A 16,484-nucleotide genomic window follows, 5' to 3' on the forward strand; every position below is an offset into this window, starting at 1 on the left:
CAGCCGTCTGCACGCCGTAGCCCGGACAAGGCGCGTCAAGCGCCGCCTCCGGGAATGCTGTCAGGCTAAAGGCGGTTAACCATTCCCGGGTATATTCTTATGATGAATTGAGATCGCTATCACGTATATTTCTTCCTGAAATGTGATCTGAATTATAATTATTCCTCAATCCCTCTCTTCGTTTTATTTCTGTCCGGATGTCTGGACAAAATTTAGTATTGTTGTTTACGCCTCTGCTACTTATATTTATCCTCAATGATTTATGTAGCGCTCGCGTGGTATCGCGCTGGCCTCCAGACATTAATCTGGTATGCAATAAGGGTAAATAATGCAAATGATTACCTCACGACAGAACAGATTATTGAAATTTCTCCTGCCCCGCAGAGAATACGTTACGCTGATGAAAATTGCTGAATATTTAAATGTGTCAGAAAAAACGGTTCAGCGTGATTTACGCTTTTTAGAACAGTGGTTATCTGAGTGGAAAATGACTATCGACAAACGCTCAGGCACCGGCGTGATGCTGATCGCTGATAATGTCACGGATCTGCTGCAATTAGACCAATTACTCAGTAACGAGGGGGAGGACAGCGATGTCATGATGAATAACTCCCGGCGTGTGAAAATTGCTTCGCAGCTCTTAAGTGAGACTCCGCGAGAGACATCAATTAATAAGCTCTCTGAGCGTTATTTTATCAGTAGTGCATCTATCGTTAATGATCTGAAAATTATTGAGTCATGGATTGCTCCGCTCGGCTTAACGCTGATTCGTAGCCAGAGCGGGACGCATATTGAAGGCAGCGAAAACAGCGTCCGCCAGGCGATGGCGTCATTAATTAATGGGGTGATTAATCATAATGAGCCCGGCTGTATTATCCATTCCCGGCTGGACTCAGGAAGCTATAAAGCGCTGGTGCATTATTTTGGTGAGGATGACGTTTTATTTGTTCAGTCATTATTACAGGAAATGGAGCGCAAGCTGTGCTGGTCATTAGGCGAACCGTATTATGTGAATATTTTTACCCATATCCTCATTATGATGTATCGCATTACCCGTGGGAATGCCTTACCGCGGCGTGAACAGGGGCAGCAGATTTTTGATGAGACGATATTTAGCGTTGCCCAGAATATGCTGCGAAAAATTGAACACCGTATTGACCATTCGCTGCCGGAAGATGAGGTCTGGTTTATTTATCAGTACATCATCTCCTCTGGCGTTGTGGTGGAAGAGCGAGATGATGTCAGCATGGTGCGCTATATGCATTCTAGCGATGAGGCCCGACAAATTACCGATCGTCTGATTAGCGCTTTTTCCACCATGATTGATCTCGATTTAACCGCCGATCGCGCGTTATACGATGGCCTGCTCATTCATATCAAGCCGCTCATTAACCGCCTTAATTTTCGGATTTATATTCGTAACCCTCTGCTTGAGGATATCAAGGGCGAGCTGACGGACGTGTGGCCGCTCACCCAGCGGGCGGTCAATCAGGTTTTTAGCCGCTGGGGCGAGCGTGCGGTTTCCGACGACGAGATTGGCTATCTCACCGTTCATTTCCAGGCGGCGATGGAAAGACAGGTCGCCAGCAAGCGAGTTCTGCTGGTTTGTTCTACCGGAATCGGCACATCTCACCTGTTGAAAAGTAGAGTGTTGAGAGCGTTTCCTGACTGGACCATCGTCGGCGTGGTTTCGGCAAGCAGCCTGCATACCCTTCAGCCGCAGGACAAGATTGAACTGGTTATTTCGACGATCAATCTGCCGGAAATAGCTTTGCCGGTAGTCTATGTTAGCGCATTTTTTAATGATGCCGATATCCGGCGGGTTACGGAAAAAATCGTTACCGACAAATTACATCGTGCGGCAATATCTGCTGTAGATAATGAAGTTTTATATCCATGAGGTAAAGAATATGGACATAACCAGGATTTTAAACACCAAACGCGTTTTGTTAGATATGCACGCTACGAATAAAGCGGAAGCCATCGAGGAGTTAACCGACTTATTACAAAAAGACGGGGCGATAAGCTGTAGAGAAACCTTTATTCAGGATGTCTGGCAGCGTGAGTCGGAAGGCTCAACGGGGTTTGAAAATCATATTGCGATCCCGCATGGAAAGTCGTCCGCCGTTGTTAATACCACCCTTGCCATTGGTCGCACCCGGCAGGATATCGCCTGGGAAACGCTGGACGGCAGCCAGGTACGCTGCATTATTTTATTTGCCGTTCGTCTGGAAGATCAAAATACCACCCATATTCGCCTGTTGTCCCAGGTCGCCGGAGCGCTGGCGGATGATGACATTATTGAACAACTGCTCAAAGAAACCAGTCCGCAGAGGATTATTGATCTGTTTAACCAATATGCCGAGTCGGACATTTACTAACAATAACTAGCGGAGTCCGAGATGAATATTGTCTGTGTTGCTGCCTGTACCGCAGGTATTGCTCATACTTATATTGCACGTGAGAAGCTGATTAAAGGTGCGAAAGCGCTGGGCCACAATGTCAAAGTCGAAACCCAGGGAACCATTGGTACTGAAAATGAACTGGCGGCGGAAGATATTGACGCTGCGGATGTCGTTATTCTTGCCATTGATGTGAAAATTAAAGGCGAAGAGCGTTTTAAAAATAAACGGATTGTCAGAGTAAAAACGGAAGTCGTGATTAAGTCGCCGATTCAGTTTATCGAAAAGGTCGAAAAATCCTTAGCGAATGCCTGATCCTTAATCTGGAGGGATCTACCATGAGTGAGAATAAAATTCCCGTCTCACAGGAAATTAAGAAGCATTTATTAACCGGTATTTCATGGATGATACCGCTGATCGTCGCCGCCGGGATCTGTATCGCGCTGGGACAAGTCCTTGGCGGGACGAACGTTGGCGAGAAAACCGGCACCATTCCGTGGATGTTAAACCAAATCGGCGGCTGGGGAATGGGGCTGATTGTGCCCTTGATCTGCGCCGCTATCGCTTACTCCATTGCCGATCGTCCTGGATTTGCTCCGGGTTTGATCGTGGGTTTTGTCTGCGGGCAAATTCATACCGGTTTTATTGGCGGCATGCTGGGCGGCTTCCTCGTGGGCTACACGGTACTGGCGCTAAAACACTATATTCGGCTGCCGAAGTCGATGCAGGGGCTGATGCCGATTATGGTGCTGCCGGTATTAAGCACCATCATTAGCGGTTTGCTGATGATGACCCTGATCGGCAAGCCCATTGCCTGGCTGCAGGACGCGCTGATTCACATGCTGGAGTCGATGCAGGGCGGCTCGCGTTTCCTGCTGGGCGCCATCCTTGGCGCCATGGCGACCTTCGACTTCGGCGGTCCGGTGAATAAAACCATGTCGCTGTTTGCCGATGGTCTGCTGGTCAGCGGCGTTTACGGCCCGGAAGCGGTGAAGTTTGTGGGTTCGATAATCCCGCCGTTCGGTATCACCCTCTCGTTCCTGCTGACCCGCCATAAATATACCCGTGCTGAACGCGAAGCCCTGAAGGCCGCGTTCCCGATGGGGATCTGCATGATCACCGAAGGGGTGATCCCCATCGCCGCCCGCGATCTGCTGCGCGTCGTGGGATCCTGCGTGGTGGCGTCAGCGGTGGCCGGTGGCCTGATCATGACCTGGGGCGTGGAGAGTCCGGTGCCGCACGGTGGGATGTTTGTGGTGCCGCTCTTTACGCATCCCCTGCTGTTCTGCCTCTCTCTGGCGATTGGCACCGTGATTTGCGGTGTGATGCTCTCGCTGTGGAAAAAGCCGGTAACCGAGCGCGATGAAGAGTTTGATGAGCTGAACGACCAAAAGCTCAAAGACGACGAAATCACCTTTACCCTCGAATAAACGGAGGCCCTATGTTTGCCGATATGAAAAGTATGGTGATCAAAGCCTGGCGTGAACGGTATGCCCTGCTGGCGATTAACTGCATGAACCTGGAAAGCGCACGCGCGGCGGTGCGCGTGGCGGAAAAACATCGCGCGCCGATTATTCTCAACCTGTATCAGGGGCATCTGTCGCACTTTCCGGCGACGACGGCGGCGGCGGTAGTCAGGGTACTGGCGGAGGAGGCGAGCGTACCCGTGACGTTAAGTCTCGATCACGGCAAAGACCCGATAAAAATACGTCAGGCTTTCCGCGCCGGATTTAGCGGGTTAATGATCGATGCTTCGGCGTTCGCGCTGGCGGAGAACATCCGCCAGACCCGAGAGGTCGCTGAACTGGCCGCCAGCGTTGGGCTGTGCGTGGAGGGCGAACTGGGGCACCTGGCGGATGCGCCGCGCTACGACCAGGCCAGCAATGCCGATTTAATGACCCAGCCGCAGGACGTCCCTCCCTTTATCGAACAGACCGGGATTGATCTGCTGGCGGTCTCCGTGGGAACCGCCCACGGTATGTACGCCCCCGGCGTAAAACCGAAGCTCGATTTCGACCGCCTGGCGCAGATACAGCGCGCGTCATCCGTGCCGCTGGCGCTGCACGGCGGGAGCGGTACGCCGTTCGAGCAACTGCAACGTTGCCCGGAATTCGGGGTCGCAAAAATCAACGTTGGGGCGGCGGTATTTGAAGCGGGGAAAGCGGCGCTGCTGCACACCCTGTGCCACGACAGCACCATTGAGCTGGCCGATGCGCTATCGGTGATGGAGCAGGCCAGCGCTGACGCCATCGTTCCCTATTTACACGCATCCGGCTCAATCAACAAAGCCTGATTAAATCTCAGTAAGGCCTTCCATGCCGGCGCCCGTATGCCCTGGCAGGGCTTACCACACCCTGAAACTGGAGAATAACGATGTTAGTTTCAATGCACGAATTACTTAAACCCACCCGTGAACATGGTTTTGCTATCGGCGCATTTAACGTGGCGGATAGCTGTTTTATTCGCGCCGTGGTGGAAGAGGCGGAAGCGACAAATACGCCGGCGATTATTTCCATTCACCCCAGCGAGCACGATTTTGTGGGCGACGCGTTTTTTAGCTACGTGCGGGATATCACCCAGCGCAGCCGCGTGCCTTTCACCCTGCATCTGGATCATGGCGCCTCGGTGGAACATGTCCTGCGCGCCATTCAGTGTGGCTTCACCTCGGTCATGATCGATGGTTCGCTGCTGCCTTATGAAGAAAACGTGGCCCTGACCCGCGAAGTGGTGCGGCTGGCGCACGCGGTGGGCGTGTCGGTCGAAGGTGAGCTGGGGACCATCGGCCAGACCGGAACCTCTGTGGAAGGCGGCGTGTCAGAAGTCACCTATACCGACCCGGCGCAGGCGGAAGATTTCGTCGCCCGTACCGGCGTGGATACGCTGGCGGTAGCGATTGGCACCGCGCACGGTATCTATCCGAAGGGGATGCAGCCGGAGCTGCAGATGCACATTCTGCGCGATATCGCCGGGCGTCTGTCGATTCCGCTGGTGCTGCACGGCGGCTCGGCTAATCCGGATGCGGAAATTGCGGAATCCGTTACGCTTGGCGTCGGCAAAATCAATATTTCCAGCGATATGAAATATGCCTATTTCCAGAAAGCGCGCGAAATTCTGACAAAAGAGACATGGTGGGATCCGAATGTCATTTATCCGGAACCGATTAACGCCGCGCGGAAGGTGATTCGCCACAAAATGAAGCTCTTTGGCTCTACCGGCAAGGCCAGCCTGTACTAATCCCCCGGCGGGGCGGGGAAACCTGCCTCGCTATGAATAAGGAGGCCGGTATGAAGTATTTGGGGCTGGATATCGGCGGGAGCAAAATCGCCGCCGTAGTGATGGATGAACAAGGCCATGAATGGAAGCGTTTTCGCATTGAAACGCGAAAACAGACCCGGCAGCAGTTTATCGCAACGCTGGTGGCGTTAATCACCGCGATTGGGGATGAGCTGGCTCAGCCTTTGGCTATCGGTATCGCCCTGCCGGGGAGTATCTCCCCGCAGACCGGCAAGATCCGCAATGCCAATATTCAGGTCATCAACGGCTGCTGCTTACAGGATGAGCTTGAGCAGCGCCTGGGCCAGCCGGTTGTGCTGGCGAACGATGGCAACTGTTTCGCCTTATCAGAAGCCTGCGATGGCGCAGGAGCCGATTATTCGCTGGTGTTTGGCATGACGCTGGGGACCGGATGCGGGGGCGGTATTGCGCTTAATCGCCAGATTTTCCCCGGCGCGTCAGGGATTGCGGCGGAGTGCGGGCATATCACGCTGCCGGGATATCAGGAGGTCAACGATGGGCCGCCCGAGCGCTGCTACTGCGGAAAATATAACTGCGTCGAGTCCTTTATTTCCGGCACCGGGCTGAGCGCGCGCTATCGTTTGATGACCCGGCAGGCGCTCAGCAGTCAGGCTATTATCGCTCGGGCGCTGGAGGGCGAGCATGCCGCCTGCGAGCAGGTGCTGCGCTTTCGCCAGCAGCTGGCGCGGACGCTGGCGACGGTGGTGAATCTTATCGATCCCGGCGTGATTGTTCTCGGCGGCGGTCTGTCTAACGTGGCGCTGCTGGTGAACGACCTGGAGGCGGATGTCGCCCCGCTGGTGTTTACCGACCATTTCACCACCCCCATCGTGCCTGCCCGACATGGTGACAGTAGCGGCATGCGCGGCGCCGCCTGGCTGGCCGTCCGCAGCGGAGTCGAAAATGAAACGTTCACAGATTAACTACGCGATTGATAAAGCGCATGCTATCGCCGAGTCCTTTCGCATTTGCTTACCCGAGTTTGCCTGCTTTACCGCCGATATCTGGGCGAAAAAGCGGTTTGAAGAGTGGCGAGAAGTTCGGGATCTACAGCTTGGCTGGGATATTACCGATTTTGGCAGCGGCCGTTTTCAGGAAACCGGACTGACGCTGTTGACCCTGCGTAACGGCGCGCCGGGCGATTCGCGCTATCCCAAGCCCTACGCCGAGAAGATGTTGCAGATTCAGCAGGATCAGCAAACCCCCTGGCATTTTCATTATCACAAAATGGAAGATATTCTGAACCGCGGCGGCGGCCGGCTCTGTCTACAGCTGGCATGGGCGACAGAAGATGAACGGCTGGATATGCAGCGCAGCGTGAGCGTCGCGGTTGATGGCCGCCAGCGCACGCTGAAACCGGGAGAAACCCTGGCTCTTAACCCCGGGCAGGGCGTTTGCCTGCCGCCCACGCTGTACCACCGTTTTTGGGCTGAAAACGCGCTGGTGATGGGCTGGGAAATTTCGATGGTGAACGATGATAAGCGCGACAACCGTTTTCTGGAAGATAGCGGTCGCTTCCCGATGATTCAGGAAGATGAACCGAAAAAATGGTTATTGTGCAGTGAGTACGGACGCTGAAAAGAGATAGACGTTGTCGAATCCACCACCCTCCTTACGGAGGGTTTTTTTATTCCATTTTGTCTAAAAAAGTAACGTTCATTTCATTCTGGTGATTGATGCCACAGACGCCAGCGCCGCCGGGTGATAGCGTAGTTTAGCGCTGAGAGGAGCCCGGTATGGATTTAGAAAACATCTTTCGTGACGTTAAGCTAAGCAAAACGGAAATGACCGTGCTGCGTTTTATTCAGAACGATCCTGAGCAATGCGTTCGCGAAGGGATCCGCGCCGTGGCGGAGCACTGTTATAGCAATCCGTCTTCGCTGGTACGCCTGGCGAAGAAGCTGAAATTCAGCGGCTGGCTGGAGCTGGTCTATTTTATTAAATTCAATATCACTATGCCCAAACTCGATGTGACCAACGACATCGATTATATGAGCATTCAGCCGGTGGAGCGGATAACGCCATTGCTGGAAAGCCTGCAACATCACCGCATTTTGATTCACGGCAGCGGCTTTTCGCAGCTGATCGCCCAGTATATTTATAATAAATTTTTGGTGACCGGGGTGAATGCCAGCCTCGCGCTGTGGCCGGATTACGAAATCCTCGAGCAGAAGAACGCCGCCAAATTTGATTCGATCTGGATTATTTCCAAATCCGGACGCAGCAGTTCGGCGCTGAACTGGGTGAAGGCGCTGGAAGGGAAAGAGATTAACCTGGTCTGCTTTACCGGCGATTATCAAAGCCCGCTGGCGCAGGCGGCGGATACGGCGTTTATCATCCATGATCCGCAGAAGTTCGATGATGATATTTACTGGAGTAACCCCTTTTTTGGCTACTGCATACTCGGCTTTGAGCGGCTGCTGAAGATGTGGTTTGTGCAGACGGGGATCCCCGGAGGCGGCGCCTGAGGCGCCTGTCCGGGCTACCGGCTGCGATCCGGTAGCCCGGATAAGGCGTTAGCCGCCATCCGGGGGATTTCACCGGGCGTTTATTGCCAGTCGGCGAACTGCTTATCGTCGAGATAGGCTTCAACCAGCGTTTTTGCCAGCGAATAAGAGCCGACCAGCGGATGCGCCATCAGCGCCCGTACCGCCAGCGATTTATCGCGCTGCAGAATGGCCGCCACCGCCAGCCGCTCATACTCTTTCACGCTGGCGATCATATTCTTCTGCGCCGTCGGCACATGCTTCGGCGTCACCGGCTTCAGGCCCTCTTTGCTCAGGTCGCAGCTGATCTCAATCACATCGTCCGGGCGCAGGAAGTCCAGCGTGCCGTTGTTGGGCATCGATACCACGATGCGCTTGGTGGTGGTGCTGTTCACCGCCTCCAGAATATCCAGCGCCACGCCCGCGTAGCCGCCGGTATCCGGCTCCTCGATAAACTGCTTTAAGGTCAACGGCTCGCGGGTATGGAATTTTTCCTGCTGCGACTCGTTCTGCATATAGCTATTTTCCCGGCGCAGATAGTGCTTCATCCAGATGGTAAACGCCGCTTCCGGGTTGGCTTTGACATCAACGGTCAGCAGCGCTTCGCGCATATCGTGATTGATGCGGGCAATTTGCTCGCCGCGGGTTTCCGGCGCGTTCTGAATCGCTTTCAAAGCCACTTCGCGATAGTAGTAGTAGTAAAGATATTCATTAAGCAGCTGCTTATCGCATAGCTGAACCAGCTCCGGCGAAAAGTACTGCATCGCCGTCTTGCGATACAGGTCCGGGCTGGCGATCAGGCGCTCGGTGACATCCTCGCCGCGCACGGTGAAATGGGTAAACCAGGAGAAGTGGTTCAGCCCGTAGCACTCGACGCCGAGATCGCGCTCGTCGCAGCCGAGGATCTCGGGCAGCTCGCGAATCAGCTCCGACGGGGCATCGCAGATACCGTACACCCGACGCTTAAAGCCGGATTTGATAATCGCCTCGGTGACCAGCCCTGACGGGTTGGTGAAGTTAAACAGAATGGCATCTTCGGCGGCGTGCTCTTCAATCAGGCGGCAGTAGTGAAGAATCGCCGGAATGGAACGCATCGCCATGGCGAAACCGCCCGCGCCGGTGGTCTCCTGGCCCAGCGTGTTGTGCGCCAGGGCGATACGCTCGTCGCGGATCCGGCTCTCATCGCCGCCCACCCGCAGGGTGGTTATCACATAGTGGCTATTTTTTAGCGCCGGCACCGGGTCGCTGGTTACGCTGAAATGAATATCCGGGCGAATGGCATTAAACACATAGCGGGCGATCTCGCCGAATATTGTCAGATTCTCCGCGGAGCTGTCGAGAAAGACCACTTCCGTTAAACCAATGCGATGCGCGTTATATGCCAGAGATTTCGCCAGAAACGCAGAGCGAACGCCGCCCCCGCCTAATACGGTTAATTTCATAAATCACTCCCAATTAATTTTCTGCTAGCCAGCTATCAACCCGGGAACGAACCTGTCCCACTTTGACGCCGTAAATAACCTGAACTTCATTTCGATTTCGTACTACGCCGTTTGCGCCGGTGCTTTTTAATATCGCATCGTCAACCAGATCCATATTATGAATAGCGACGCGCAGGCGGGTAAAACAGTTGTCGACGGAAATAATGTTCTCTTTACCACCCAGACCATTAATAATCTCGTTGGTCACCGACTGCGGTTCGCCCATTTTTTTTCGGTAATCAGCTTTGCTATATAACTTCACGTTTTCATCGTCTTCGCGACCCGGGGTTTTAAGATTCAACTTAACGACCAGCGTGCGGAAGATAACGTAGTAGACGGCGAACTGACCAATCCCGATAAGCACGTAGCCGGGCCAGCGGGTCAGGGAGACCGGCAGCGGCAGGTTGTAAATCAGGAACTCAATCAGCCCGGAAGCGCCCCAGGGACGCACGGTAAAGATGTCGCAAATCGCCTGCGAGGCCGCGGTTAACGTGGCGTGGATCACCCACAGCAGCGGCGAAACAAACAGGAAGGTAAACTCAATCGGCTCGGTGATGCCGGTGAGCATAGAGGTGATAATGGCCGGCAGCAGAATCGCTTTGGCCATCATTTTTTTCTCCGGTTTTGCCGTGTGGTAGAACGCCAGCGAGGCGCCGGCCAGGCCGAAGATAGTGGTCATCCCCTGCTGCGAGAAACGCAGCGCCTCGTTCATCACCGGGGTTAAATCCGGGTGGCGCATATAGGCGAGGAAAATCGCCTGGGTGCCGGAGACGACCTGGCCGTCGACGTTCAGCGTACCGCCGATTTGCGTGAGCTGGAACGGCGACCAGACGAAGTGGTGCAGGCCGGCGGGGATGAGGAATTTTTCAAAGAAGCCGTAGACGAAGACCCCCGCCACGCCGGCGTTTTTCATAAAGCCGGTCAGCGCTGCGATGCCGTGGGTCATAAACGGCCAGATCCAGGTAAAGGCGATGGCGTAGAAAATGATGACCGGGGTCATCGCCACCAGCGTCAGCTTGGCTCCGCCGTACATGGAGAGCGCGCCGGGCAGTTCAATCGTCGACACTTTGTTATGCACCCAGGCGATGGTGCAGCCGAGAATAATCCCGAGGAAGACCCCCATATCGACTACCACAAACCCCAGCAGCTGAGTCTGCCCGGTACCGTAATATTCGCCGTTAATTTTTTCCGCGAGTCCGTGGGTATGCTCCAGCCACGAGTGGTTGGCGCCAAGAAACATGATAAAACACATCACCGACACCAGCGCCACTTCGGTTTTTTTATCTTTTGCCAGGCCATAGCTGATGCCGACGCAAAAAAGTAATCCCAGATTGCCGAATAAAGGCCAGAAGGTATCGCCGAGCAGTTGTCCGAGCTGGTGTAAAAAGCTGGTCTCCGAAATTAATGTTGGGTTGGTTAAGACTGAACTGAGTGCCAAAATTAAGCCGATGACCGGCAAGAACAATACTGCACCGATCATTGCTCTGGAGAATTTTTGCATATTCTCCAGAATACGTTGACGTATTACAGACATGGTCGTTCCTTTATTTTTGTATACCCGTCATACTTCAAGTTGCTTATGTGTTAGCTACGCTCGCTCACCCCAGTCACATAGTTATCTATGCTCCTGGGGACTCACTCCCTTGCCGCCTTTAAGCAACTCGAATTATTTTGGGTATAGGTTCAGGGACTTTAATTATTTTTTTAACTTCCAGTATTTTTGTTATAGCAAGTCCGCTATTTGAAAGGAACAGGTTGCGGGAAATAGGTACAAACAGCCGCTTAATGGCAACAGGTTTCGCGAATGGAACAGGCCCCTCTCCCGTGGGGGGAGAGGGAGAGGAGAAGTCAGGGAGTCGTTGTCGCCGGCGCGGAAGGGTGCTGGGTGCTGGTGACCTCCCCGTTGCGCATCACCTGCGCCACCTGCTGTTTCTCCATATTTATCGCGCTCAGCTGGCCGTTGACGGTCGGCTTCAGCGGCGCATCCGCCAGCACGCTGCCGGTCGCCGTCAGCTGAAGGTTACCGTCGCCGGAAACCGGCAGCGCGGGCCATCCCCAGGCCTGCAAAATATTCAGCGGCACGCCGCGACCGTTGAGGCTCAGGTTGACCAGGCGCTGCGGGAGCTGCGACACCGCCGCGGTGGCTTGCAGGATCCCTCGCTCGGTAAAGGCGCTGAGCTCGTTAACGTTCACCGTGGAGGCATTGGCGCTCAGCTTCAGCGACGGGCGGCGGACATCAATACGATTAAAGGTCGCGGCGGCGGCGTTCAGCGTCGCGCTACCGCTCCACACGCCCCAGCTGCGGTTTTTCACCAGCTGCAGCTCGCCGCCGTAGCCGTCGAGCGCGGTGATTTGCCACGGGAACGCCGGTTCAATATCGATAATCAGGTTGCGGCTGGCGCTGAACTTTCTCAGCGTCAGGCTTTGCAGCCAGTCGGGCAGCGGCGCCATCCACAGCTGCTTCCAGTTGGTTGGCAGCGTATATTCCAGCCCGGCGAACGCCGCGTCATCCAACACCAGCGCATGGCCGGCGCGCAGCCAGTTGCCGGACGTGCGCACCATCCCGCCCTCCCAGCGTGAGGTGAACTGGCGCAGCGCGATGCCCTGCGGCGAGAATCCGGCGTTAAGGATCGGGTCGAGGAAGTGCAGCGAGCCGTAAATAAATTCGTTAGCGTTCATCGACAGCGTACCCTCCTGGCTTTGCCAGTCGCCGCGGCTCAGGGTGAGGTTGCGCAGGTTAAGATCGAGGCCGGCGATCGCCCAGTCAGGCCCCTGCAGGCTGGCGTCGGTCACATCAAGGCGACCAATCTGTAGTGACGGCAGGGTGGTCAGAGGCGCGAAAAAGTCGGCGAGTGATTTATCGCTTTGCAGGCGAATCTCGTTGAGCCGCAAATTATCGACCTGCCAGCCGCCGTCGGCGCTGCGTTTCGCCGTGCCGGTGAGCGTACCGCGGGCGACGTCCGCGCCAATGGTCGAGAGGGACACTTCGCCGTTATCAATATTCCCCTGAATCAGCACGTTGCTGGCTTCAATACCGTTGAGCGTCATCGACCCGGCGCTCATCTGAATCTGCGTTTTCTTGCCGAGCACGTTGCCCGCTTCCGGCGCCCACGGGCTGACGCCGCCGGTGACGCGCTGCGCGCTCAGATCCCAGTCGCTCTCCGGGCTATTGAACGCCATATTGCGCAACTGGAGACGGTCGGCGGCGAATGGCAGCGCCGCGGAAGAAGGGGAGAAGTTCAGCGTGCCGTCGCTGAGGACGATTTCGTCAGCATGCAGCGGGTCGCTAAACTGGCGGCTGCTAAACCCGATATCCACCGTTTGCGCCACCAGCGTGGCGGGTTTGCCGTCGCGTCCGAGGGTGACGTTTTGCAGCTGCAGGTGCAGTGGCGAGGAGAAATTATGGTCCATCTTGTTGAAAGAGACCTTCCAGCCGGTACCGTCGCTTAGCCAGGCGCTGGCCTGGCGCCCGCCCCACTGGGTTTGCAGCAGGAAGTAAGCGGCAATAATCACCACCAGCAGGGCAATCAGCAGCCAGAGAATCAGCTTTCTGAGAAATTTCATGGTCTTCGATCCTGAGCGAGGCACATAAGGCTGTTATGCCCGAATTATGCGCAATCCTCAAGACAGGAATTGTGTAATGAGATGATGTGAGGTTGATGATGCTGACGCTCCGGCCAGCATCGCGTGGCCGGAGCGTCAGAAAGGATCAGTTTTTCTCTGGCGGGAAAATCAGATTCAGAATAATCGCCGTGATGCCGCCAGCAGCGATACCGGAGGAGAGCAGATTCTTCAGCCAGTCAGGGGCGAACTGCAGGATCAGCGGCTGCTGGGAAACGCCGAGGCCGACGGCCAGCGACAGGGCGATAATCAGGATCGCGCGGCGGTTCAGCGGCTCGCGGGAGACGATACGCACGCCGGAGGCGGCAATGGTGCCGAACATCACCAGCGTCGCGCCGCCGAGCACCGGCTCAGGAATATGCTGCACGAAGCCGCTTACCGCCGGGAACAGGCCGAGCACGATCAGCATCAGCGCGACCACGAAACCGACATAGCGGCTGGCGACGCCGGTCAGCTGTATCACGCCGTTGTTCTGGCCAAAGCAGGAGTTCGGGAAGGTGTTGAATACCGCCGAAACAAACGAGTTCAGACCGTTGGCCAGCACGCCGCCCTTCAGACGCTTCATATATAGCGGGCCGGAAACCGGCTGCTCGGAGACGTCTGAGGTGGCGGTAATATCGCCGATGGTTTCCAGCGAGGTAATCATAAACACCAGCATCAGCGGCAGCAGCAGGTTCCAGTCGATGCCCAGCCCGTAGTACAGCGGCGTGGGTACCATAATCAGGCTGCTTTCCGTCGGCGCGGTATTGGCCGGCAGCATATCGAGTAGCCATGCCGCCAGGTAGCCGGCCGCCATCGCGATAACCAGCGAAGCGATGCGCAGGTACGGGTTGCGCTGGCGGTTAAGGATAATAATCAGCGCCAGCACGATCCCTGCCAGCAGCAGGTTTTTTGGCGCACCGAAGGTGTGGTCGGCCATGGCGGCATAGCCGCCGCCGATGGAGGTCAGGCCAACCTGAATCAGCGACAGGCCGATAATCATCACCACCACGCCGGAGACCAGCGGGGTAATAATGCGGCGGGCGAGATGCAGAACGCGGGAGAGAACCATCTCTGTGCAGCTGGCCAGCATCAGGGTGCCGAACAGCGCGGCCATCATGGTCGGAACATCGGCGCCGCCGGTTTTCAAGGCGGTCCCGCCCATAATCAGCGGCGCGACGAAGTTAAAACTGGTGCCCTGAATCGAGAGCAGACCAGACCCCACCGGGCCCCAGGCTTTAATTTGAATGATGGAGGCCACGCCGGAGGCGAACAGGGACATGCTGATGATGTGTTGCGTATCCTGAGCCGGAAGGCCCAGAGCCTGGCAAATTAACAGCGCCGGAGTGATGACCGCGACAAACATCGCCAGCAGGTGCTGGAATGCGGCGAACAGGGTTTGCGGTAGCGGCGGGCGGTCTTCAAGGCGATAGATTAATTCGCTGGTTTGCTTATGCGCAACCGGTTGCGCATTTTCTGATTCTGCGGTGTTAACGGACATCACAACAATCCCAAAGGTGGCAAAGCGGGGATTTTATCGGACTGTAGACCAAAAGCAAACGTTTGCCACTCTTTAGCGGCAAATATTTAAGCAGGGAATAAGTGTCAAATATTTATTAACATTTTGTATGCTTGATCGCATCATTATCCCTACAAAATATCTTTTCCTGTCCTTTTTTCCGTACTTCTGCTTAAAATCCCTTCCCGATTACTCATGATGAGAAGCAATCGACACCGGGAATACCGTCGCGTGTGAATGGATCATGCGCCTATAAGGAGCTCTTTTTTATGTTTCATCTCGATACCTTATCGACGCTCGTTGCCGCAACACTCGTGTTGCTACTGGGTAGAAAACTCGTTCAAACCGTCCCTTTCCTGAAGAAATACACCATTCCTGAACCCGTTGCGGGCGGCCTGCTGGTCGCGCTGGCGCTGCTGGTATTAAAGAAAAGCATGGATATCGAAATCGATTTCGATATGAGCCTCAAAGATCCGCTGATGCTGGCTTTCTTTGCCACTATCGGCCTCAACGCCAACCTCGCCAGCCTGCGCTCCGGCGGCAAAGTGCTGGGGACGTTCCTGATCGTGGTGGTGGGGCTGCTGCTGCTGCAAAACGCGCTCGGAATCGGCATGGCGAAGCTGCTTGGCCTCGACCCGCTGATGGGGCTGCTGGCCGGTTCGATTACCCTTTCCGGCGGCCACGGTACCGGCGCGGCGTGGAGTAAATTGTTTGTTGAACGCTATGGCTTTGCCAACGCTACCGAAGTGGCCATGGCTTGCGCAACCTTCGGCCTCGTCCTGGGCGGCCTGATCGGCGGACCGGTGGCGCGCTATCTGGTTAAGCACTCTTCCTCCCCGGACGGTACGCCGGACGATCAGCTCGCGCCGACCGCGTTTGAAAAGCCGGATATGGGGCGCATGATCACATCGCTGGTGCTGATTGAGAGCATCGCGCTGATCGCCATCTGTTTGACGGTAGGGAAGATCGTTGCGCAACTGCTGGCGGGAACCGTATTTGAACTGCCCACCTTCGTTTGCGTGCTGTTTATCGGCGTGATCCTGAGCAATAGCCTGTCGGCGCTGGGCCTGTACCGCGTGTTCGACCGCGCGGTGTCGGTGCTGGGTAACGTCAGTCTGTCGCTGTTCCTGGCGATGGCCCTGATGAGCCTGAAGCTGTGGGAGCTGGCGTCGCTGGCGCTGCCGATGATTATTATTCTGGCGGTTCAGGCAGTGGCTATGGCGCTGTATGCGGTGTTTGTGACCTACCGGATGATGGGCAAAAACTACGATGCCGCGGTGCTGGCCGCCGGCCACTGTGGTTTCGGCCTCGGCGCGACGCCGACGGCGATTGCCAACATGCAGGCGATTACCGACCGTTTCGGTCCGTCGCACATGGCGTTTCTGGTGGTGCCGATGGTGGGTGCGTTCTTTATCGATATCGTTAACGCGCTGGTGATTAAGCTCTATCTGCTGCTGCCGGTATTTGGCTGATAAAAACCCGGAGGCGGTGCGCTACAGGGTTGTGCGGTCTGCGGGCGGTAGCCCGGGTAAGGCGTTTACGCCGCAACCCGGCGATACCCCGGGATTTATATATCGACGCGGTTTCTCCCCGGCTCGCGCTGCGCTTAGCCGGGCTACGGGGGTGTGCGGTCTGCGGGCTGTAGCCCGGGTAAGGCGTTTACGCCGCAACCCGGGGATACCCCGGGATTTATACATCGACG

General features: G+C 55.6%; 14 protein-coding genes. 10 read left to right on the forward strand and 4 right to left on the reverse strand.

Translation table 11 applies throughout. The annotated features are described in order from the left end of the window. Positions 1-328 precede the first annotated feature (328 nt). From ABLV30_RS26675 to ABLV30_RS26715, 9 genes are all read left to right on the forward strand, one after another. Positions 329-1,900, forward strand: coding sequence for a transcription antiterminator (locus tag ABLV30_RS26675; RefSeq protein WP_064357623.1), 1,572 nt, complete (start codon positions 329-331; stop codon positions 1,898-1,900). A gap of 10 nt (positions 1,901-1,910) precedes the next feature. Further along, on the forward strand, positions 1,911-2,381 hold the full coding sequence (locus ABLV30_RS26680) for a fructose PTS transporter subunit IIA (protein WP_004126743.1): 471 nt from the start codon (positions 1,911-1,913) through the stop codon (positions 2,379-2,381). Positions 2,382-2,402: 21 nt separating this feature from the next. Next, positions 2,403-2,717, forward strand: a complete 315-nt coding sequence (locus tag ABLV30_RS26685; protein WP_004126741.1) for a fructose PTS transporter subunit IIB — start codon at positions 2,403-2,405, stop codon at positions 2,715-2,717. Between the two features lie 23 nt (positions 2,718-2,740). Then, positions 2,741-3,832, forward strand: coding sequence for a PTS fructose transporter subunit IIC (locus ABLV30_RS26690; protein WP_064374908.1), 1,092 nt, complete (start codon positions 2,741-2,743; stop codon positions 3,830-3,832). A gap of 11 nt (positions 3,833-3,843) precedes the next feature. After that, a complete protein-coding gene (locus tag ABLV30_RS26695) occupies positions 3,844-4,695 on the forward strand; it encodes a class II fructose-bisphosphate aldolase (protein ID WP_049069382.1) in 852 nt (283 codons plus the stop codon). 80 nt (positions 4,696-4,775) lie between these two features. After that, positions 4,776-5,636, forward strand: a complete 861-nt coding sequence (locus tag ABLV30_RS26700) for a ketose-bisphosphate aldolase (RefSeq protein ID WP_064374909.1) — start codon at positions 4,776-4,778, stop codon at positions 5,634-5,636. A 50-nt stretch (positions 5,637-5,686) separates the two neighbouring features. Beyond that, entirely contained in the window at positions 5,687-6,619 is a 933-nt protein-coding gene (locus ABLV30_RS26705; protein WP_148851598.1) for an ROK family protein, read from the forward strand. After that, entirely contained in the window at positions 6,600-7,274 is a 675-nt protein-coding gene (locus tag ABLV30_RS26710; RefSeq protein ID WP_049084476.1) for a D-lyxose/D-mannose family sugar isomerase, read from the forward strand. The genes ABLV30_RS26705 and ABLV30_RS26710 overlap by 20 nt, the downstream gene beginning before the upstream one ends. A gap of 158 nt (positions 7,275-7,432) precedes the next feature. Next, positions 7,433-8,164, forward strand: a complete 732-nt coding sequence (locus ABLV30_RS26715) for an SIS domain-containing protein (RefSeq protein WP_182158338.1) — start codon at positions 7,433-7,435, stop codon at positions 8,162-8,164. Between the two features lie 80 nt (positions 8,165-8,244). Here the strand turns inward: ABLV30_RS26715 and ABLV30_RS26720 are convergent, their stop codons facing one another. From ABLV30_RS26720 to ABLV30_RS26735, 4 genes are all read right to left on the reverse strand, one after another. After that, positions 8,245-9,624, reverse strand: coding sequence for a glycoside hydrolase (locus ABLV30_RS26720; protein WP_014227265.1), 1,380 nt, complete (start codon positions 9,622-9,624; stop codon positions 8,245-8,247). 13 nt (positions 9,625-9,637) lie between these two features. Beyond that, on the reverse strand, positions 9,638-11,197 hold the full coding sequence (locus ABLV30_RS26725; protein WP_265801274.1) for a PTS transporter subunit EIIC: 1,560 nt from the start codon (positions 11,195-11,197) through the stop codon (positions 9,638-9,640). Between the two features lie 314 nt (positions 11,198-11,511). Continuing rightward, the gene (locus ABLV30_RS26730; RefSeq protein WP_265801276.1) at positions 11,512-13,227 is read right to left on the reverse strand and encodes an AsmA family protein; all 1,716 of its coding nucleotides are present in this window, start codon (positions 13,225-13,227) and stop codon (positions 11,512-11,514) included. Between the two features lie 145 nt (positions 13,228-13,372). Further along, on the reverse strand, positions 13,373-14,764 hold the full coding sequence (locus ABLV30_RS26735) for a uracil-xanthine permease family protein (RefSeq protein WP_004855527.1): 1,392 nt from the start codon (positions 14,762-14,764) through the stop codon (positions 13,373-13,375). A gap of 287 nt (positions 14,765-15,051) precedes the next feature. Between ABLV30_RS26735 and gltS the strand changes: the two genes are divergently transcribed. Beyond that, a complete protein-coding gene (gltS, locus tag ABLV30_RS26740) occupies positions 15,052-16,254 on the forward strand; it encodes a sodium/glutamate symporter (protein WP_014227262.1) in 1,203 nt (400 codons plus the stop codon). Positions 16,255-16,484: the final 230 nt, after the last annotated feature.

The sequence above is a fragment of the Klebsiella sp. CN_Kp113 genome, assembly GCF_040064585.1.
GTDB lineage: Bacteria > Pseudomonadota > Gammaproteobacteria > Enterobacterales > Enterobacteriaceae > Klebsiella > Klebsiella michiganensis.